Below are 19,541 nucleotides of genomic sequence, written 5' to 3'. Positions count from 1 at the left end.
TCGCTCTCCGGCGTTCGTCACCGCGCCCTACTCTGGCGCGGTGTCCAGCCCCGAGCGCAAGTCTGTGCAGACTGTCGCGCTCGCACTGGGTCTCCCCGAATCGGCTGTTGCCACCGCCGCGTCCTTTCGCGAGGTCGATCGCGTCGAGCGGGTGCACGACGGCTTCAGTGATGCGCGGGGGGCGTGGATCGCGGGACGGCTCGACGCGCGGAACGAAGGCTGGGAGATCCCGGATGCCGCGGTGCGCCGCTTCCACGAGTGGCTGCTGGCGCACGATGCGGAGCACGTCAGATCGACAGCATCAGCTCCGAGGTCTTCTACCCCCCGGCTGACGTCGATCGATCCCACCGCCGCCGACGGCCCCGAGTTCGACGACCCCTCACGCGGAGCGTACGAGGTCGAGTTCGTCACGCGCGACGAACTGCGCGCGCTCGACCTGCGTCCCTCTGAGCTGAAAGAGCTGCTGCTCGCTCAGCGCTGAAGCAGCTCGTGCTCAGGCTCCGACGCGCAGCGCCTCATCGGTGAGAGGGCACTGCGAGACGCGGATCGGGTGACCGGTCGTGGTCAGGCACTTCCCGGTCTTCAGGTCCCACTTCCAGTCGTGCATGCTGCAGGTGAGCACGCCGTCCTCGTCGATCTTCCCGGTGCGGGTCAGGTCGGCACGCAGGTGCGGGCAGCGCCGCTGGACGACCCAGTCGCCGATCTCGGCGTCCTCGGTCTGATCGGTCTGCTCCTGGTACCAGTTCTCGACGTACTCGATCCGGTCCACCGACAGGCACTTCAGGAACGTCGTGAGGAACTCGTTGAATTTGCCGCTGCGGCCGACGGAGAACTGCATCGACAGGAAGATCGAGTTCGACCAGTCGATCTCGTGATCGCGGATGTTCGTCGAGACGAGGTCGGCGGGGATCGTGTACCAGTAGATGCACTCCTCCCCCGCGTACTCGCGCACCTTGGCCTTGGGGAAGTCGACGACCATGTCCAGGTCGCCGATGATGAACCGCACGTTGCCGCCGACGCCGAGGCGGATGGTGCGGGACTTCTTGATCAGTGGCTCCCACCACTCCTTGATCGCGACGAGCATCTCGGCCGGAGGCAGGATCTCGGCGCGGGTGGCTTCCTCGTCGCGCAGTTCCTGCTGACGGGTCGCCCGCTGCTCCTCGAGGTAGTCCCACTTCTCATCGAAGATGTGCGCGATCTCGGCATCCGTGTACAGCGACTGGGAGACGGTCATCTCGCCGTGGTTCATCTCCACGACCGTTCCGGGAACGAACAGCCGGCCGTCGTACTGCGGCGCCTGCTCCTTGAGATGGGCGAGGAACTCCTTCTGATCGGTGAAGATCGAGTCATCGTCCTGGCCGGTGCCGTTGTAGCGGAAGATGTCATCGCGCAGGAACATCGGCGGTCCCGCCATCGGGAACACGTGCGGTGCGTCGACCTTCTCGATGTAGTACATGGCGCGCTTGTTCTGCGCTTCGCGCTTGAGCTTCGCGAAGTTCTGCTTGGCGTCCTGCGGCAGGTCGTAGACCATGGGCCACCAGATCGCGCCGGATACCTGGGTGAAGTACGCCTCAGGCTTGCCGAAGGAGAGCAGCGCATCGAGGTCGAGCGGGTGGGAGTCGTTCTGGTTGAGGATCGACGCGGTGCCGTCGTCGACACTCAGCGAGGAATCGCCGATCGGGCCGTCGCTGGGCGCCCGCAGCGGGGTGATCATGAGCTTCGTGCCGCCGCGCTCGAAGATCTGGCCTGCGGGTGCGTAGAAGATGTTCTGATAGCCGAGGGCGCGGATGTCCTTCTCGAGGTCGTCCGTCACGTACTCCGGCAGCAGCACCTCGATGTCCTTACGGATGTAGCGCTCCAGCGCCCGCGGATCGAAGTGGTCGCGGTGGCGATGCGAGATGTACAGGAAGTCGGCCTCGCGGCCGAGGCGCTCCCAGTCCAGCCCGCGGTTGTCGGGGAACGGGAACCAGGAGCCGAAGAAGGACGGACCGATGACAGGGTCGCAGATGATGTTCCCGCCGACCGTCTCGATGAACATCCCGGCGTGGCCGAGTCCCGTGATCCGCATATCTCTCCTCGCGCTGTGGACAGCCTCGATTCTACCGAGGCGTTCCTGTGCACCGGGGCGGAGGCGCCGGAGATATCCGACGCGCGGCGAGTCCGTCTCGGTCAGGACTCCAGCAGACCGCGGATGTCGTCGGCGGTCAGCGCCTGCGAGAAGATCGCCTCATCGTCCACCACCGCGGTGAACAGGCGCGCCTTGCGCTGCTGCAGCGCCAGCACCTTCTCCTCGATGGTGCCCGACGCGATCAGCCGGTACACGAAGACCGGTCGGTCCTGCCCGATGCGGTGCGTGCGGTCGATGGCCTGCGCCTCGGCCGCGGGGTTCCACCACGGGTCCAGCAGGAACACGTAATCGGCTTCGGTGAGGGTGAGGCCGAAGCCGCCGGCCTTGAGGCTGATCAGGAACACGGGCTGCTCACCGCCGCGGAAGCTCTCGATGACCTCCTCGCGGCGACGCGTCGAGCCGTCCAGGTGCACGTGGTCGATGCCGGCCGCAGTGAGCCGCTCGGCCGCCAGGTCGAGGAAGCTGGTGAACTGGCTGAAGACGAGCGCGCGATGTCCTTCGGCACGCAGCTCCTGCACGTGCTCCAGGAGCACATCGAGCTTGCTGGACGGGACGGCGGCGTCGGCAGGGTCGATCAGCCCGGGAGCGAGCGCCAGCATCCGCAGCATGGTGAGGGAGCGGAACACGGTGAACCGGTTGCGGTCCAGGTCGGCGAGCAGGCCCAGAAGCTTCTGCCGCTCGCGCTGCAGCACGGTGTCGTAGCGCGCGCGATGCGCGGGCGCCAGTTCGACGAAGATCTCCTGCACCTGCTTCTCGGGCAGGTCGGCCGCGACGAGTTCCTTCGTGCGGCGCAGCATGAGTGGACGGATGCGGCGGCGCAGCCGTGCCAGCCTGCGCGCGCGGTACTCGCCGCCCTCTTCGTTGTCGGGGACCTTGCCCTTCTCGATGGGTTGCACGTAGTCCTCGCGGAACCTGCGCGCAGAGGGGAACAGCCCCGGGGCCGTCAGCGAGAACAGCGCCCACAGGTCGGTGAGGCTGTTCTCCAGCGGCGTGCCGGTGACGGCGATCTTCACTCGTGCCCGCAGCGCCGCGATCGCCTTGTGCGCCTTCGTCGCCGGGTTCTTCGCGAACTGCGCCTCATCGAGGATGACTCCTGCCCAGTCGACGTCGGCGTACTCGTCGTCATCGAGCCTGAGCAGGGTGTACGAGGTGACGATGACGTCGGCCTGCTGCACGGCATCCGTCATCCGGTCGTCACGCCGCGCCGAGGTGCCTTCGACGATCCGCAGCCGCAGCCCGGGCGCGAACCGCGCCGCCTCGCTGCGCCATGTCCCGAGCACGGACGTCGGGGCGACCACGAGGAACGGGCGCCTCTCCCCCGCCTCACGCGCGTGCGTGATCAGGGTCAGCAGCTGCAGCGTCTTGCCCAGGCCCATGTCGTCGGCGAGCACACCGCCCAGGCCGTGCTGCCAGAGGAAGGCCAGCCAGTCGAATCCCTGCTTCTGGTACGGCCGCAGCTGTGCGCCCAGAGCGCGGGGAACCGCGGCGGGCGGGATGCTCTCCACGCTGCGCAGCCCCTGGGCGAGGGCGCGCCACGACACGGCTGCTTCGGACTGATCGGCGAGGTCCTCGAAGTCCGCCCACAGCGCGGTCTGATGGCGGCTGATGCGCGGCCCGGTTTCCCACTCCGCCAGGTCGGCTGCCTCGTCGATCAGCTCGCGCAGCGACTGCAGCGCCGGGTGCGCGAGTGAGAAGTAGCTGCCGTCGACGAGCACCATCTTCGTGCGCCGCATGCTCAGGGCCGTGAACAGCGGAGTGAAGGGGATGGAGACGCCGTCGATCTTGACGAGGATGCCCAGATCGAACCAGTCGGGATCCGGAGAGTCGACCGTGGACACGGCGATGTCGGGCGTCCCCGAGAGCTCACGGTACTTCTTGCGTCGCCCGGTGACGACGACGCGCACCTCGCTCTCCTCGAACACCGGCAGCACGGTCGCGGCCCACTCCGCCGTGGCGACGCCCGTGCGCACTCCCCTCGCCTGGAATGCCTCATCGCTGGCCGAGGCCCAGAGTCGTTCGAGTTCGCGCAGGCCCTGCCGCTCGGCGTCCCCGTCCCGGAAGTCCGAGGCCCCCGGTGCGGGTGGGATCTCGATGACCGGGACGGTGCCGTGACCGCGGTACTCCCACTCGAACCGGTGCTCCATGCGATCGGCGGCGCCGAACGTCACCCGCAGCACCGGCTGGGGCCGCGCCGGGGCCGGGAGCTCGAGCCCGGATGCCACGGTGAGGGGCGCCTGGCGTGCGATGACGGGGTAGGCCTCCGTGAGGAACAGTTCGCGGTCCTCGCCGTCCACCTCGATCGTCTCCGCGGCGAGGATGGCGGCGCGCACCGGCGGAGTCAGCGGCGCGGGGGCGATCGTGACCTCGACGGCCGCGCCGATCACCTCCCATCGGTAGATGCCCGTGGAGCCGATCGGGCGCACCGAGGCTGCAGGCACCGGAGTGTCGTCGATGCGCACGTCGGCTGCGACGGAGAGTCCGCCGTCCTCGGCGGGATCGATGCGCAGCCCTGTAGAGGCCGTGCGTGCGATGCGCACGACGGTGTGCTTCTGGGTGGCGATCATCGGGATGCCGAGGTCGCGCAGGGCGTGCAGGTGCTGCCAGAGCAGGGGCGACTCGACCCGGTCGAGCGGGATCCAATCGCCGGCGGTGCCGGAGAGGAGCGAGTCGCGCGCGATCGCGAGGAAGTCGGTGAACCAGCGCGCCTGCGCGGCATCGAATCGGATGCCGGGTCGTCGCACGCCGTCCCATGTCGCCTCGCCCTGGATCCACTTCCCGGTCGATTCGCTGCGCATCAGCGGACGGACCGCCAACTGCACCTCACCGTGCTCGCGGACCAGCTCCCGCGGCGTGGCGGTGCGCGCCGCGGCGGCTCCCCAGCGATCGACGCTGCGAGAGGGGCGCACGCGCAGCTCGACACCGAGAGCGAGCGCCGACGTCGGTCTCGTCGGGCCGGCCTGAGGAAGCAGACGCCGCCAGGACGCCCGGCGCTCAGCACGCTGTCTGTCCTCGGCCGCGGCGTCGGCGGACTCGGCTTCCGCTGCGACGAGCATCGCGGCGATCACATGCTTGCATGCACGCTGCACGGGGCACGAGCAGGCTGTGCTGAGGATGGCGGCGCCGTCGAACTGCGCCCGACAGCGATAGGGAGCGACCCCGCTGCCGAAGACGTCGGCGGTGAGCGTCTGGGAATCGGCGTCCCACGAGGTGCGCTGGACGTACCCGCGTCGGGCGTAGTCCAGGCCGCGCTGGTAGCCGCCGTCACCGGCGAGTCGGCGCAGCTGCTGCACGGTGGGGCGCGGGATGCTCATCTCGGCATCCTCCCGCCTGCTTCGGACACGACGCGCCCGGCGCAGGTCCGGGCGCGGCTGGCGTGACGGATCAGCGTGAGCGGTCGATGCGCGCGAGTACACCGTGGACGAACGCGCCGGAGTCCTCGGTCGAGAGCTCCTTGGCGAGCTCCACGGCCTCGTCGATCGCGACGGCGGTCGGCACCTCGTCGTTGAACAGAATCTCCCACGTGCCGATGCGCAGCAGCGCACGGTCCACGGCCGGCATCCGGTCCAGCTTCCAGTCCCGGCTGTGGGTGGTGATCTGCTCGTCGATCTCGTCCTGGTGGTCGATGATCCCGTCGACGATGTCGCGGGCGTACAGCCAAGAGGCCTGACGCGACGGTTCGTTCGCCGCGCGGGTCGCGGCGGCGGCCAGCGTGACGGGGACCGTCTCGCCCCGCACATCGGCGGAGAAGAGGATGTCGAGAGCGCGCTTGCGCGCCTTGGTGCGTGCGCTCAAGGTCAGTCGTTGATCCGGCCGAGGTAGCCACCGGTGCGGGTGTCGACCTTGACCTTCGTGCCCTGGTCGAGGAACAGGGGGACCTGGATCTCGTAGCCGGTCTCGAGCGTGGCGGGCTTGGTGCCGGCGGAGGAGCGGTCGCCCTGCAGGCCGGGCTCGGTGTAGGTGACCTCGAGCACGACGGAGGCCGGGAGCTCGATGTACAGCGGGTTGTCGTTGTTCAGGGCGATCTGGACCTGCTGATTCTCGAGCATGAAGTTCGCCGCGTCGCCGACCGTGGCGGAGGACACGTTGATCTGGTCGTAGGTCTCCTGGTCCATGAACACGAAGCTGTCGCCGTCGGTGTACAGGTAGGTGAAGTCACGGCGATCGACGTTCTCGATCTCGATCTTGGTGCCGGCGTTGTAGGTCTTGTCGACCGTCTTGCCGGTGACCACGTTCTTGAGCTTGGTGCGCACGAAGGCGCCGCCCTTGCCCGGCTTGACGTGCTGGAACTCCACGACGCTCCAGAGCTGCCCGTCGATCTTGATGACGACGCCATTCTTGATGTCTGCGGTGGATGCCATGCTGGTGGAGTCCGTTCGTGTAGAAGGTTCGATGGCCGGGCGCGGAAGCGCGGAGAAAGTGGCCGAGAGTCGATTCTATCGGATGGCGATGGGCCGGTTGCCTGGCAGACGCCGCTTCCGCTCAGGCGCCGTGGTCTGCGATGAGCGCGGCCAGCTCGCGCACGGCGTCGGCGTAGCCCTCGATCCCCCTGCCGACCACGCGCACGGCGGCGACGTCGTCGAGGTAGGAGAAGTGGCGGAACGTCTCCCGCGCGTACACATCCGAGATGTGCACTTCGGCGAACGGCAGGCTCACCCCGGTGAGGGCGTCGCGCAGCGCCACCGAGGTGTGCGTCAGCCCGCCCGGATTGATGACGATGCCCGCGCAGTCCTCGCGCGCCGCATGGATCGCGTCGATCAGCGCGCCCTCGTGGTTGCTCTGCAGCGCCCGCACCTCGTACCCGAGTTCGCGCGCCGTCCGTGCGGTGAGCGTCTCGACATCGGCCAGGGTGTCGGTGCCGTACACCTCCGGCTCGCGCGTGCCGAGGAGGTTGAGGTTCGGGCCGTTCAGGAGCAGGAGGCGGAGCGGTGCGGACACGCTCCGCACACTACCAGCGCGGCGACCGGTCCGACCGCCGCTCAGCCCGGTGCGACGTCGGTGAGCAGGATCACTCCCCGGGTGTCGGCATCGCAGAACCCGCCGAAGGAGCCGAAGTAGGAGTCCGGGCTGCCGCCGTCGGGCAGATCAGCCAGCGTGACGAGCGAGCCCTGCCCCGACAGCGTCGACCCGTCGGAGACGACCGACCCGCCCGGCAGCACCACCCGGCCACCGTCGTCAGGATCGGGCACGGCGGAGTCCGGCCAGACGATCCAGGCGCCATCGCCCTCGTCGCCCGACCAGGTGAAGCATCCGTCGCTCCGCACCAGGAGCGTGCCGCGCAGCTCTTCGGCGGTGACGCCCGCGCGCTCCAGCGCGGCATGGGCCTCCTGAGTCGCGAGCGCCCCCAGGCCGAACCCGGCCTCATCGGCGCCGCTCGTGGCGCACCCGGTCAGCACCGATACGGCGACGATCACCGTCGCCACGAGCTGTGCCGGTCTCCGCATGACCGGACTGTATCAGGCGCCGATCTCCTGGTACGCGGCGAACATCAGCGACTCGTCGGGTGCCTGCAGGACGGTCGGCTTGGCGATGTCGTCGAGCAGCACGAACCGCAGCATCCCGCCCCGCGCCTTCTTGTCTCGCTGCATCGTGGCCAGCAGGGCCTGCCAGGCCCCGGCACGGTAGGTCGTGGGCAGGCCCAGCGACTCCAGAACCGTGCGATGCCGCTCGGCCGCCGCATCGGAGAGCCTGCCGGCCAGGCGGGAGAGCTCGGCGGCGTACATCATGCCGATCGAGATCGCCGCCCCGTGCCGCCACTGGTACCGCTCCGCATGCTCGATGGCGTGACCCAGGGTGTGGCCGTAGTTGAGGATCTCTCGCAGCCCGCCCTCGCGGAAGTCGTCGGAGACGACCTTCGCCTTCATCTCGATGGCCAGCTCGACGGTGCGGCGGAACTCCTCGGAGGACGTGTCCACGGCGCGCTGCGGGTCCGCCTCGACGATGTCGAGGATCTCGGGCGCCCAGATGAACCCGGCCTTCACGACCTCGGCGTAGCCGGCCGTCGCCTCGTTGGCGCTCAGGCTGCCGAGCTCGTCCAGGTCGCCGATCACGGCGCGGGGGGCCCAGAAGGCGCCGACCAGGTTCTTGCCCTCGTTGGTGTTGACGCCCGTCTTTCCGCCGACGGCGGCATCGACGAGACCGAGCACCGTGGTCGGGACCTGCACGACCTGCACGCCACGCAGCCAGGTGGCGGCCACGAAGCCGGCGACATCGGTGACGGAACCGCCGCCGTACCCGATCACGGCGTCCGTGCGGGTGAAGTCGGCCTGTCCCATGATCTGCCAGCAGAACGCCGCGACCTCGATCCGCTTGCCCGCCTCGGCATCCGGGATCTCGGCCAGCAGCACCTGCAGCGAGCCGTCGGCCATCAACCGGTCGCGCAGCTCACCGGCGCGGATCGCGAGAGTCGGCGCATGAACCACGAGCACCTTCCGCACCTCGGGTGCCAGGGCGGCCTGCACCTCGTCGAGGATGCCTCGGCCCACGGTGATGTCGTACGCGGCCTGCCCCGTCACGCTGATGGTCTTCGTGCTCATGCCTGTTCCTTCCTCCACGCGGCGATCTCCTCTGCGAGCATCCGCATCGGCCGGTGCGAGGTGTCGACGGTGAGATCCGCGACCTCCTCGTACCAGCTGCGGCGCTCATCGAAGATCGTCCGCCAACGTTCGACCGGATCGCCCTCGCCCGCCAGCAGGGGGCGTCCCGACCCGGTGATGCGGCGGGCGACCGATTCGGGGCTCACCGTCAGGAAAGCCACCGGATGCCGTGCGAGCAGCGTCCGCGTCCCGGCATCCGTCACCGCTCCCCCGCCGAGCGACACGACACCTCCCTCCGCGACCGCTGCCGCCACGGCGTCGCGTTCCAGCGCGCGGAAGTACGGTTCCCCGTGCTCCGCGAAGATCTGCGGGATCGGTCCGTGCTGCGCGGCGATCCGCTTGTCGGTGTCGACGAACGGGACTTCGAGCAGGCGTGCGACGCGACGCCCGACACTCGTCTTGCCGGCGGCCATCGGGCCGACGAGCACCAGGGTCAGCGGCGGGTCGGGCCGCTCAGGAGAGCTCATCATGGGCGAGCAGCGCCGCCTCCGACGCCGGAGCCGTCCGCAGGGTCTCGGGGATGCCCGCCAGGTAGCCGTCCAGGTTGCGGCGGGTCTCGCGGACGCTGTCGCCGCCGAACTTCTCCAGCAGCGAGTTCGCCAGTTCGATCGCCACCATCGCTTCGGCGACGACGCCGGCCGCCGGCACCGCGCACACGTCGGAGCGCTGGTGGTGGGCGGTAGCCGTCTCCCCGGAGGCGACGTCGATCGTGCGCAGCGCACGCGGCACGGTCGCGATGGGCTTCATGCCGGCGCGCACGCGCAGCACGGTCCCGGTGGTCATGCCGCCCTCGGTGCCGCCGGCGCGGTCGGACGCGCGAGTGATGCCGCCCTCGGCCGGGAACAGTTCGTCATGGGCGGCTGAGCCGCGTCGACGGGTCGTCTCGAAACCGTCTCCGATCTCCACGCCCTTGATCGCCTGGATGCTCATCAGGGCCTGTGCCAGGCGACCGTCCAGACGGCGGTCCCAGTGCACGTGCGAGCCCACCCCGGGCGGCAGCCCGTAGGCCAGCACCTCGATGATGCCGCCGAGGGTGTCGCCGTCCTTGCGGGCGTCATCGACCTCGGCCACCATCCGCGCGGACGTCTCGGAGTCGAAGCAGCGCAGCGGATCGGCGTCCAGTGCGTCCACGTCGTCCGGCAGCGGCAACGGCGACCCCTCCGGCACCCGCACAGGGCCGATGGAGAGCGTGTGGCTGACCAGACGGATGCCGAGGTCTGCGAGGAACGCGCGGGCCACGGCGCCCAGCGCCACGCGTGCCGCCGTCTCGCGGGCGCTGGCGCGCTCCAGAATCGGCCGCGCCTCGTCGAAGTCGTACTTCTGCATGCCCACCAGGTCGGCGTGCCCGGGACGGGGACGGGTGAGGGCGGCGCCGCGTCCGCGGGACTTGTCGGTCAGCTCCGTGGGAGCGGCGTTCATCACCTCGGTCCACTTCGGCCACTCGGTGTTCCCGATGCGCAGCGCGATGGGACTGCCCATGCTCTTGCCGTGACGGATGCCGCCGGAGATGGTCAGCTCGTCCTGCTCGAACTTCATCCGGGAGCCGCGTCCGTAGCCGAGCTTGCGACGCTGAAGATCGGCCTGAATGGCCTCGGCGGTGACCGTGACGCCGGAGGGAAGACCCTCCATGACGGCGATGAGTTCGGGGCCGTGGGATTCGCCGGCCGTGAGCACGCGGAGCATGCCTCTAGTCTTCCATGCTCGCCGACCGCATGACCGCCACGATGACGTCCTCCTCGGGCAGCAGGATGTCCTGGCTGCCGTGCAGGAAGATGCGGATCTGCCGGACGGCCTGGTGCAGCAGCATGTCGAACCCCGAGATGACCGTCGCCGACCCCCAGCCGGCGGCGAGGGCGGACGGCCAGGGGGCGTACGCGGCTTCGAAGAGCACACCGCCGGAGAACGACAGGGCAGCCGACACCGAGGGCTCGAGCACGGTGCCGCTGGGCAGGGTCGCGATCGTCGCCACGACATCGGCGGCCGGGGCGTCGAAGGCAACCGCGGTGACCGCGACACCGAGTTCGCCTCCGATGCGCCGGAGGCGGTCCGCGGCTTCAGGCCGGCGGGCGCGGACCTCGACGCGCTGCGCGCCGAGCTCGACGGCGGCGACGAGAGCGGATGCCGCGGTCGCACCCGCGCCGAGGATCCTGACCTCTTCCAGTTCGCCGACCTCGGCCTGCGCGAACGCGTCGACGATTCCTCCGACGTCGGTGTTGAATCCTTGCAGCCGTTCGTCGAGCAGGAGTGTGTTCACCGCGCCGGTCAGGCGCGCATGCCCGTCGAGCTCGTCCGCGGCGTCGTGCGCGACCTCCTTGAGCGGCATCGTCAGCGAGAGGCCTCGCCACGATCCGTCCAGTGCCGCCAGGGCCGTCGGGAAGGTCGCGGCGTCGACCCGCTGACGTCCGTAGTCCCAGTCGAGTCCCAGTCGCTCGTAGGCGGCGGCGTGCAGTCGCGGTGATCTGCTGTGCGCGATCGGGTCTCCCCACACCGCGAGCCGGGTGCGCGAGAGCACCTCAGCAGCCCGAGCCGGGGTTCGCCTTGCACCACGCGCGCATCTTCGTGATGCCCTGCTGGTGCTCGTCGTAAGTGGTGGAGAACTGCGTCTCTCCGGTGGCCATGTTCACCGTGACGAAGTACAGCCAGGGACCGTCCGCGGGGTGCATGGCGGCCTCGATCGCCGCGTCGCCGGGGTTGGAGATGGGCGTCGCCGGCAGGCCCGTGATCACATAGGTGTTCCAGGGGTTGTCGTTGTGCTGCGCCTCTTCGGACGTGCTGGCCTTGCCCGCGTGCAGCTCGCCGTAGCCGTACTGTGCGGTGGAGTCCATCTGCAGCATCATGCCGTCGTCGATGCGGTTCTGGATGACGCGCGAGATCTTCGCGAAGTCAGGTGTGCGACCCTCGCGCTCGATGATGGAGGCGATCGTCAGCACGCGCTGCGCATCCGCATCCGGCACGTCGGCCTTGGCGAGGGACTCCCGTGTGCGGGCGACCATGCGGGCGATGACGTCTTCCGCGCTGGAGCCGGGATCGAAGGTGTACACGGCGGGGAACAGCCAGCCTTCGAGATTGTCCGCCTGGACGCCGAAGTCGGACGGCGTGCTGACGGCACTGCTCAGGTCCTCCAGCGCGAGGCCGACGCCGTCGACGATCAGCGGCAGCGCGGAGTCGACCGTGCTCCCCTCGGGGATGCGAACGGTGTTCTCCATCCGCGACGCCGGGTCCTCGAGCGCCTTCAACGCGGCGGCAGCGGTCATCTTCTTCTGCAGCTTGTACACCCCGGGGTAGAAGGTCGCCGCAGGCGCCTCCTGGATGAGGTAGTCGTAGAAGACGCGATCGGTCTTGGTCACGCCCGCCTGGAACAGCGCAGTCGAGACCGGCGAGCCCGTGTCGCCCTTCCTGATCGTCACGAGGGCCTCGCCGGTCGCCTGGCCGGCCTCGTAGTCCTTCGGCTCTCCCCAGCCCATCAGGTCGTTGATCTTGTCCTGGTACGTGTTGTAGACCCACGCACCGCCGGCGGCGATGCCGCCGAGCACCACGAGGACGATGATCAGCCCGATCAGGCAGCCGCGTCCGCGCTTCTTCGCCGGCACCGCGTGGTGCTGCTCCGGGGCGAACAGATCCTCGAGCGGGCTGACGTCCGGCAGCCCCGCGTCGGCGGGCTGCGGGCTCGCCTCGCCGGGCCGGGCCGTGGAGGCGGCAGCCGCCTCTCCCCTGACGTCCTGCGCCGGAGCGGCCGCGGACACGGGGTCGTCCGGCGCCGCCGATGAGTCCGACGCGGCCGATGCGGTGGCGGGCACCGTCGCGTCCGGTGCCGCATCCGATCCCGGCTGGGTGCTGCCGCCGCCCTCTCGCGCCGCGCGCAGTGCGCGACGCGATCCGGGCGCGGGCTCGTCGCGCGCAGAGCGCTCGGGCAGCTGGGAGGCCGCGGTCGGGAGGTTGTCGAACAGGCCGTTCAGCCGATCGCGCTGGGGGGAACCGTCGGCGTCAGTCATCTTGGACGGACTCCTCATCGAGGTGGATCAACGCACCGGCCGGGACACCGGTGCTCTTCTCGGTGTCGATGGCGTGCTGCAGGAACACAACCGCCGCTACCTGATCGACAATGCTACGAGACTTCTTCTGAGATCGACCCGAAGAGCGCAGAGCGGCGTGGGCCGTGACGGTGCTGAGCCGCTCGTCCACCATCCGCACGGCGACGCCTGTGCGCCGGGCGATCGCCGCGGCGAACTCGCGCGCATCCGTCGTCGATGCGGTGTCCTCCCCGCGCATGTTCACCGGCAGACCGACCACGATCTCCAGCGGCTCCCACTCCTGTGCGAGCTGCTGGATGCGGTCGAGCGAGGCCTCCGAGCGCGGGACCGTCTCCACGGGAACCGCGAGCATGCCATCCGGGTCGCACCGCGACACGCCGACGCGCGCCTTTCCGACGTCGATGCCGAGTCGGATGCCGCGCCGGAAGGTGGTCACGCTGCCGCGAGCTCCGTGACGATGGCTTCCAGTGCGGCGTCCATCGCCGAGGCGTCGGTTCCGCCGCCCTGAGCGACGTCGTCCTTTCCGCCCCCGCCTCCGCCGAGCACGCCGGCGGCGATCCGCACGAGCGCGCCGGCCTTCGCACCCGCGGCGCGTGCGGCGTCGTTCGTCGCGACGACGACGATCGGACGTCCGCCGACGATGCCGCCCAGAGCCACCACTGCCGCCTCCGAGCCGAGGCGCTCGCGCACGCTGAGAGCAAGCGTGCGGATGTCGTCGGCGGAGCCGATCTCACCCAGCGACGTCGCCGCGACACGGTGTCCGCCGGCTGTTCGCGCAGACTCCACCAGTGCCGGAACACGGCCCTCGCGCTCCTTGGCCTCGAACCGGGCGATGCGCTTCTCGGCGGACTTCAGATTGGCCTGAAGCTCCTCGATGCGCGACGCCAGCTGGTCGCGGGGCGCCTTCAGCGCGGCGGACAGCTGGGAGACGATCGTGCGCTCGGCGGCGAGCTCGCGGAAGGCGTCCTGGCCGACCAGTGCCTCGATACGGCGATTCGACGCGCCGACCGACGATTCGCCGACCACGCTGACGAGACCGATCTCAGAGCTCGACGAGACATGTGTGCCCGCGCAGAGCTCGCGGGACCAGGGGCCGCCGATGTCCACCATGCGCACGACGTCGCCGTACTTCTCGCCGAAGAGCGCCATGGCGCCGGCTTCCTTCGCCTCGTCGAGCGACACGATGCGGGTCGTGACCTCGAGCGCATCGGTGACGGCCCGGTTGGTGATGTCCTCGATCTCGGACCGGGTCTCGGCGGACAGCGGCTGCGACCAGGAGAAGTCGAAGCGCATGTACCCCGCGCGGTTCAGTGATCCCGCCTGGGTGGCGGTCTTGCCGAGCGTGTCCCGCAGAGCGGCGTGCACGAGGTGGGTCGCGGAGTGCGCCTGGCGGGCCGCGCGCCGGTTGGCGGCATCCACCACGGTCGTCGCGCGGTCATCGATCGCGACGCTGCCCGAGGCGACGTGCACGGTGTGGCTGATCAGCCCGGGCACCGGGCGCTGCACGTCCAGGACGTCCAGTTCGAACCCGGTGCCGACGATGGTGCCCTTGTCGGCCACCTGACCGCCCGACTCCGCGTACAGCGTGGTCTCGGCGAGAACCACTTCGGCGACCTGACCCTCGGATGCCGTCTGCACGGGCATGCCGTCGACGATGATGCCGAGGACTCGCGAGTCGGCCTGCAGATCCGTGTACCCCAGGAATCCCGTCTCCCCCAGCGCACGGAACTGCCGGTAGACCGACACGTCCGCCAACTGGCGCTTCCGGGTGCGCGCATCGGCCTTCGCGCGCTCGCGCTGCTCGGTCATGAGGGCGTCGAACGCGGTGCGGTCGACCGAGAGCCCGGCCTCCTCGGCGACCTCGAGCGTGAGGTCGATGGGGAAGCCGTAGGTGTCGTGCAGCAGGAACGCCTCCGAGCCGCTGAGCGTGGCGGCACCGCTCTTCTTCGTCTCGTCGAGGGCGAGGTCGAGGATGGTCGAGCCCTGGGCGAGAGTGCGCCGGAAGGTCTCCTCCTCGGCGAAAGCGGCCGAGGAGAGCACGCCCCAGTCCTTCTCGAGTTCGGGGTACGCGGACTTCATGGCATCGCGCGACGCCTCGAAGAGCGCGGGGAACGACGGCGCGTCCACGCCGAGAAGCCGCATCGCGCGGACCGTGCGGCGCATCAGACGGCGCAGGATGTAGCCGCGGCCCTCGTTCGAGGGACGGATGCCGTCGGAGAGCAGCATCAGCGAGGAGCGCACGTGATCGGCGATGACACGGAAGCGCACGTCGTCCTCGTGCACCGCGCCGTAGGTGCGGCCGGAGAGCTCCACGGCGCGGTCCAGGACGGGGCGGACCTGGTCGGTCTCGTACATGTTCTCGACGCCCTGCTTCAGGAAGGCGACGCGCTCCAGGCCCATGCCGGTGTCGATGTTCTTCATGGGCAGCTCGCCCGTGATGTCGAACTCGGTCTTGCCGCGGATGTTCTCGATGAAGTCCTGCATGAACACGAGGTTCCAGATCTCCAGGAACCGGGTGTCGTCGACAGCGGGACCACCGTCGCGACCGTAAGCGGGGCCGCGGTCGAAGAAGATCTCGGAGTCCGGACCGCCGGGTCCCGGCTGACCGGTGTTCCAGTAGTTGTCCGCGCGGCCCAGCCGCTGGATGCGCTCCGGCTTGAGGCCGATGATGTCGCGCCAGATCGCCTCCGCCTCGTCGTCGGTCTCGTAGACCGTGACCCAGAGATCCTTCTCGTCGAATCCGAGTCCGCCGTCGGCTTCCGAGGAGGTCAGCAGCTCCCACGCGTAACGGATCGCGCCTTCCTTGAAATAATCGCCGAAGGACCAGTTGCCCAGCATCTGGAAGAAGGTGCCGTGACGCGCGGTGCGTCCGACCTCTTCGATGTCGTTGGTGCGGATGCACTTCTGCAGGTCGGCGATGCGCGGATGCGGTGCGGGCACGACCCCCGTCAGATACGGGATCATCGGCACCATGCCTGCGACCGTGAACAGCAGCGACGGATCGTCACTGACCAGAGAGGCGGAGGGGACGATGAGGTGGTCGTTCTTCTCGAAGAAATCGAGGTAGCGCTGCGCGATCTCCGCAGTTCTCATAGGGCTCGTGGGTTTCCTTGCGTGGCGGAGCCGCGTCCATCCGGACGCGGCTCGATTCGAATCGTGGTCAGTCGTCTGCGGAGTCCGCCAGGCGCGCCTCCTGCTGGCGGTAGGCCTCGCTGAGGATGCCGGTGAACTCCGAGATGCGGGCATCGACGTCGGCGACGATCTCCTGACCACGGGGATCCTTGTTCATGAAGTGCGCGGCGATGAACCCGCCGATCACACCGATCAGGAACCAGAGCAGACTCTTCATTCCGCCATCCTACGACGAGAGGCGCCGGGGGATCCCCCGGCGCCTCTCGTGTGCACTGATATCAGCGAGCCGCGTAGTACTCGACGACGAGCTGCACTTCACAGGTCACGGGGACCTCGGCGCGCTTCGGACGACGGACCAGACGGGCCTGCAGCTTGTCGAGTTCGACCTCGAGGTAGCCGGGGACCGGGGGCAGCACCTCGGCGTGTCCGCCGGCCGCGGCGACCTGGAACGGCTCGAGGCCTTCCGACTTCGCCTTGACGTGGATGAGCTGACCCGGCTTCACGCGGAACGACGGGCGGTCGACGAGCTGACCGTCGACGAGGATGTGACGGTGCACGACCAGCTGGCGGGCCTGTGCGGTGGTGCGGGCGAAACCGGCACGGACGACGAGGGCGTCGAGGCGCATCTCGAGCAGCTCGACCAGGTTCTCACCGGTCAGGCCGTCCTTGCGGCGAGCCTCGTTGAAGGCGATGCGCAGCTGCTTCTCGCGGATGCCGTACTGCTCGCGGAGGCGCTGCTTCTCGCGCAGACGGACGGCGTAGTCGCTGTCGGCCTTGCGCTTGGTCCGGCCGTGCTCGCCGGGAGCGTAGGGACGCTTCTCGAGGTAGCGGGCGGCCTTCGGGGTGAGCGGGATGCCCAGCGCGCGGCTGAGACGGACCTTGCGGCGGTCCTGGGACTTCGTGACCACGAAGTGTTCCTTCCATGACGTGGACGCGTCTTTCACGTCTCACGGGCGTATCGCCTCGATTCCGCCTTCTCGCCACGCACGCCGGGGCGCGTCGGGAAGTGGTTCAGGAGTGGAGGGATGCCCGAAAACTGGGTTTCGAGCCGTTCAATGCTAACAGATGCGGCGATCCGCCCTCAGCGGTCGCCGAGAATACGGCGGATGCGCTCGAGCCTGGCGGCGACATCGCGCTCCGCGCCGAGCGGTTTCGGCTCGTAGTAGCGCCGGCCGTCCAGCTCGTCGGGGAGATACTGCTGCGGCAGGATGCCCGCGTCGCTGTCGTGCGGATACCGGTACCCCTTGCCATGTCCGAGTCGTTTGGCGCCCGCGTAGTGCGCGTCGCGCAGGTGGATCGGGACGCGGCCGAACCCGCCGGCTCGCACGTCCGCGACGGCCTGGTTGATGGCCGTGTACGCCGCATTCGACTTGGCGGTCGTGGCCAGGTAGATGGTCGCCTCCGCGAGCGGGATGCGGCCCTCGGGCATCCCGATGAACGCCACGGCGTCGGCAGCGGCGTTGGCGATGACGAGCGCCTGCGGATCGGCAAGCCCGATGTCCTCGGCGGCGGAGATCACGAGTCGCCGCGCGATGAAGCGCGGGTCCTCCCCCGCCTCGATCATGCGCGCCAGGTAGTGCACCGCGGCGTCCGGGTCGGAGCCGCGGATGGACTTGATGAACGCGCTGATGACGTCGTAGTGCTCGTCGCCCTGCCGGTCGTAGCGCAGCAGCGCGCGGTCCACGGCCTGCGCGACGTCGTCCGCCGTGATCGCACCGGCGTCATCGCCGTCGGCCCGCGAGAGCGCCACGGCCGCAGCGGCCTCGAGGCCGGTGAGTGCCCGACGTGCGTCGCCCGATGCGAGCCGGATGAGCGCTGCCCGCGCGTCTTCTGCGACGGTCACCGCGTCGTTCAGACCTCGGGCATCCGTCACCGCGCGGTCGACGAGCACCCCGATGTCCTCATCGGTCAACGGCTGCAGGGTCAGCAGCAGCGAGCGGGACAGCAGCGGCGAGATCACCGAGAACGACGGGTTCTCGGTGGTGGCGGCGATGAGGATCACCCAGCCGTTCTCGACGCCAGGCAGCAGCGCATCCTGCTGGGCCTTCGTGAAGCGGTGGATCTCGTCCAGGAACAGAATGGTCGTCTGCCCGTAGAGGTCGCGCTGCGTCACGGCGTCCTGCATCACCTCACGGACGTCCTTGACGCCGGCCGTGATCGCGGAGAGCTCGATGAAACGGCGGCCCGACGAACGCGCGATCGCCTGCGCCAAGGTGGTCTTGCCCGTGCCTGGCGGACCCCACAGGATGATGGAGACCGCACCGGGCGAACTCGCATCGGGGTCGGCCAGCGCCACGATCGGCGACCCCGCCCGCAGCAGGTGCTTCTGCCCGGCGACCTCGGCGAGGGAGACCGGCCGCATCCGCACGGCGAGCGGCGTCTGCCCGGAGAGCAGGGGGGCGGCTGGCGTCATCCTCCCAGGCTAGTCGGGACGGCGGACACCACCGGCCGCCCCGAAGGCCTCACAGCGGGATCGCGTTGTGGTGAGCGGATCGTTCCCCGCACGTAACGGAGCGTGCGATCAGGCGAAACGGCGAGCGGTGACGCTGGGTGCAGCCGAGCCCGCCGGGCTCCCGTCACTGGAGGTTCCGTGTCCTACATCAAGCCACCTCAGCTCGTCGATCGCATGGTCGAGGCGGGCGCCGCCAAGATGCAGCTGGCCGCGCGCGACACCCTCGTGCGCGCGTTCATGGGAGCCGCGCTGCTCACCATGGGAGCCGCGTTCGCCGTCACCGTTTCGACCCAGACCGGCCAGCCGCTGCTCGGAGCGCTGCTGTTCCCGATCGGCTTCGTCATCCTCTACCTCTTCGGCTACGACCTGCTCACCGGTGTCTTCACGCTCGGTCCGCTGGCGGTGATCGCACGGCGGCCGGGAGCCACCGTGCGCGCGATGCTGCGCAACTGGGGCCTGGTGTTCCTGGGCAACCTGATGGGGGCCGTCCTGGTGGCCGTCCTGATGGCCATCTACTTCACCTATGGGTTCTCCACCGAGCCCAGTGCCGTCGGGCACGCGATCGGCGAGATCGGACACGGCCGCACGGTGGGGTACGCCGATCATGGAGCCGCGGGGATGCTCACGCTGTTCATACGCGGGGTGCTCTGCAACTGGCTCGTCTCGACCGGTGTCGTCCTCGCCATGGCATCCGACAGCCTGTCCAGCAAGGTCCTGGCGATGTGGCTGCCGATCACGCTGTTCTTCTATATGGGCTTCGAGCACTCGATCGTGAACATGTTCCTCTTCCCCTCGGGCCTGATGCTGGGGGCGGACTTCACGCTCTGGGACTACCTGATCTGGAACGAGATCCCCACGGTGATCGGGAACCTCTTCGGCGGCCTGCTGTTCGTCGGGCTGCCGCTGTACTTCACCCACGCGCGCCCCCGCGCACGCAAGACGATCCGCGTGACTGACCCGAGCGCCGCGGACGGCGGCATCGACGAGGCGAGCATCAGCGAGAGCAGCGTCGACGAGATCGGCATCACTGCGATCGGAGAAGAGGTCGACCGCGTCGAACGGGGTCTGGAGCGCGTGCCGACCGGTCGATGAGGGCGCCGGTCAGCGAACCAGGAGGGGCGTGGCCGTTGAACTGGTCCGCGTTTGTTGGACTGGTTTAGTTGAAGCCTATGCTGCGAGGGTCTGGGTCCGGTATTGCACCGGGC

General features: G+C 69.3%; 18 protein-coding genes. 2 read left to right on the top strand and 16 right to left on the bottom strand.

The features are described 5' to 3' along the window. The first annotated feature begins 40 nt into the window (after positions 1 to 40). On the top strand, positions 41 to 481 hold the full coding sequence (locus ACFQY2_RS15215) for a hypothetical protein (RefSeq protein WP_378746833.1): 441 nt from the start codon (positions 41 to 43) through the stop codon (positions 479 to 481). Positions 482 to 493: 12 nt separating this feature from the next. On the opposite strand, the gene ACFQY2_RS15210 is transcribed toward ACFQY2_RS15215, so the two are convergent. From ACFQY2_RS15210 to ACFQY2_RS15135, 16 genes are all read right to left on the bottom strand, one after another. Continuing rightward, positions 494 to 2,068 (bottom strand): Rieske 2Fe-2S domain-containing protein, encoded by a 1,575-nt coding sequence (locus tag ACFQY2_RS15210; protein ID WP_378746832.1) that lies wholly within the window; start codon positions 2,066 to 2,068, stop codon positions 494 to 496. A 101-nt stretch (positions 2,069 to 2,169) separates the two neighbouring features. Beyond that, positions 2,170 to 5,439, bottom strand: coding sequence for an SNF2-related protein (locus ACFQY2_RS15205; protein ID WP_378746830.1), 3,270 nt, complete (start codon positions 5,437 to 5,439; stop codon positions 2,170 to 2,172). Positions 5,440 to 5,509: 70 nt separating this feature from the next. Next, positions 5,510 to 5,920 carry a transcription antitermination factor NusB gene (gene nusB, locus ACFQY2_RS15200; protein WP_378746829.1) on the bottom strand — a complete coding sequence of 137 codons (411 nt, stop codon included), beginning with the start codon at positions 5,918 to 5,920 and terminating at the stop codon, positions 5,510 to 5,512. A gap of 2 nt (positions 5,921 to 5,922) precedes the next feature. Beyond that, the gene (gene efp / locus ACFQY2_RS15195; RefSeq protein WP_378746828.1) at positions 5,923 to 6,486 is read right to left on the bottom strand and encodes an elongation factor P; all 564 of its coding nucleotides are present in this window, start codon (positions 6,484 to 6,486) and stop codon (positions 5,923 to 5,925) included. A 121-nt stretch (positions 6,487 to 6,607) separates the two neighbouring features. Beyond that, positions 6,608 to 7,063: a type II 3-dehydroquinate dehydratase gene (gene aroQ / locus ACFQY2_RS15190; protein ID WP_378746826.1), complete on the bottom strand. Its 456-nt coding sequence runs from the start codon at positions 7,061 to 7,063 to the stop codon at positions 6,608 to 6,610. Between the two features lie 41 nt (positions 7,064 to 7,104). After that, positions 7,105 to 7,569: a hypothetical protein gene (locus ACFQY2_RS15185; protein ID WP_378746825.1), complete on the bottom strand. Its 465-nt coding sequence runs from the start codon at positions 7,567 to 7,569 to the stop codon at positions 7,105 to 7,107. Between the two features lie 12 nt (positions 7,570 to 7,581). Beyond that, positions 7,582 to 8,661: a 3-dehydroquinate synthase gene (aroB, locus tag ACFQY2_RS15180; RefSeq protein WP_378746824.1), complete on the bottom strand. Its 1,080-nt coding sequence runs from the start codon at positions 8,659 to 8,661 to the stop codon at positions 7,582 to 7,584. Continuing rightward, positions 8,658 to 9,188 (bottom strand): shikimate kinase, encoded by a 531-nt coding sequence (locus tag ACFQY2_RS15175; RefSeq protein ID WP_378747050.1) that lies wholly within the window; start codon positions 9,186 to 9,188, stop codon positions 8,658 to 8,660. The genes aroB and ACFQY2_RS15175 overlap by 4 nt, the downstream gene beginning before the upstream one ends. Continuing rightward, entirely contained in the window at positions 9,175 to 10,404 is a 1,230-nt protein-coding gene (gene aroC, locus ACFQY2_RS15170) for a chorismate synthase (RefSeq protein ID WP_378746823.1), read from the bottom strand. The genes ACFQY2_RS15175 and aroC overlap by 14 nt, the downstream gene beginning before the upstream one ends. 4 nt (positions 10,405 to 10,408) lie before the next feature. Further along, positions 10,409 to 11,233, bottom strand: a complete 825-nt coding sequence (locus ACFQY2_RS15165; RefSeq protein WP_378746821.1) for a shikimate dehydrogenase — start codon at positions 11,231 to 11,233, stop codon at positions 10,409 to 10,411. Position 11,234: 1 nt separating this feature from the next. Continuing rightward, a complete protein-coding gene (gene mltG, locus ACFQY2_RS15160; protein WP_378746820.1) occupies positions 11,235 to 12,713 on the bottom strand; it encodes an endolytic transglycosylase MltG in 1,479 nt (492 codons plus the stop codon). Further along, positions 12,706 to 13,188 carry a Holliday junction resolvase RuvX gene (ruvX, locus tag ACFQY2_RS15155; RefSeq protein ID WP_378746819.1) on the bottom strand — a complete coding sequence of 161 codons (483 nt, stop codon included), beginning with the start codon at positions 13,186 to 13,188 and terminating at the stop codon, positions 12,706 to 12,708. The genes mltG and ruvX overlap by 8 nt, the downstream gene beginning before the upstream one ends. Next, positions 13,185 to 15,845, bottom strand: a complete 2,661-nt coding sequence (gene alaS, locus ACFQY2_RS15150) for an alanine--tRNA ligase (RefSeq protein ID WP_378746818.1) — start codon at positions 15,843 to 15,845, stop codon at positions 13,185 to 13,187. The genes ruvX and alaS overlap by 4 nt, the downstream gene beginning before the upstream one ends. Before the next feature lie 67 nt (positions 15,846 to 15,912). Next, a complete protein-coding gene (locus ACFQY2_RS15145; RefSeq protein ID WP_378746816.1) occupies positions 15,913 to 16,101 on the bottom strand; it encodes a hypothetical protein in 189 nt (62 codons plus the stop codon). A 61-nt stretch (positions 16,102 to 16,162) separates the two neighbouring features. Then, entirely contained in the window at positions 16,163 to 16,792 is a 630-nt protein-coding gene (gene rpsD / locus ACFQY2_RS15140; protein ID WP_337331178.1) for a 30S ribosomal protein S4, read from the bottom strand. 173 nt (positions 16,793 to 16,965) lie between these two features. After that, complete coding sequence (locus ACFQY2_RS15135; protein ID WP_378746815.1) at positions 16,966 to 18,297, bottom strand: replication-associated recombination protein A; 1,332 nt, start codon at positions 18,295 to 18,297, stop codon at positions 16,966 to 16,968. Positions 18,298 to 18,474: 177 nt separating this feature from the next. On the opposite strand from ACFQY2_RS15135, the gene ACFQY2_RS15130 reads away from it, so the two are divergent. Next, positions 18,475 to 19,428, top strand: coding sequence for a formate/nitrite transporter family protein (locus tag ACFQY2_RS15130; protein WP_378746813.1), 954 nt, complete (start codon positions 18,475 to 18,477; stop codon positions 19,426 to 19,428). The last annotated feature ends 113 nt before the right edge of the window (positions 19,429 to 19,541 follow it).

The organism is Microbacterium sp. GCM10027623, assembly GCF_042666935.1.
GTDB lineage: Bacteria > Actinomycetota > Actinomycetes > Actinomycetales > Microbacteriaceae > Microbacterium.
The sequence above is the reverse complement of the archived record's forward strand: the minus strand, read 5'-3'. Positions and strand labels throughout refer to the sequence as shown.

What these genes read in the sequence shown, in the direction of transcription:
- mltG (WP_378746820.1), bottom strand. Translation starts at nt 12,713, where the DNA reads ATGACTGACGCCGACGGTTCCCCCCAGCGCGATCGGCTGAACGGCCTG.
- aroB (WP_378746824.1), bottom strand. Translation starts at nt 8,661, where the DNA reads ATGAGCACGAAGACCATCAGCGTGACGGGGCAGGCCGCGTACGACATC.
- ACFQY2_RS15205 (WP_378746830.1), bottom strand. Translation starts at nt 5,439, where the DNA reads ATGAGCATCCCGCGCCCCACCGTGCAGCAGCTGCGCCGACTCGCCGGT.
- ACFQY2_RS15135 (WP_378746815.1), bottom strand. Translation starts at nt 18,297, where the DNA reads ATGACGCCAGCCGCCCCCCTGCTCTCCGGGCAGACGCCGCTCGCCGTG.
- ACFQY2_RS15175 (WP_378747050.1), bottom strand. Translation starts at nt 9,188, where the DNA reads ATGAGCTCTCCTGAGCGGCCCGACCCGCCGCTGACCCTGGTGCTCGTC.
- ACFQY2_RS15145 (WP_378746816.1), bottom strand. Translation starts at nt 16,101, where the DNA reads ATGAAGAGTCTGCTCTGGTTCCTGATCGGTGTGATCGGCGGGTTCATC.
- alaS (WP_378746818.1), bottom strand. Translation starts at nt 15,845, where the DNA reads ATGAGAACTGCGGAGATCGCGCAGCGCTACCTCGATTTCTTCGAGAAG.
- efp (WP_378746828.1), bottom strand. Translation starts at nt 6,486, where the DNA reads ATGGCATCCACCGCAGACATCAAGAATGGCGTCGTCATCAAGATCGAC.
- aroC (WP_378746823.1), bottom strand. Translation starts at nt 10,404, where the DNA reads ATGCTCCGCGTGCTCACGGCCGGCGAATCCCACGGCCCCGAACTCATC.
- ACFQY2_RS15210 (WP_378746832.1), bottom strand. Translation starts at nt 2,068, where the DNA reads ATGCGGATCACGGGACTCGGCCACGCCGGGATGTTCATCGAGACGGTC.
- ACFQY2_RS15185 (WP_378746825.1), bottom strand. Translation starts at nt 7,569, where the DNA reads ATGCGGAGACCGGCACAGCTCGTGGCGACGGTGATCGTCGCCGTATCG.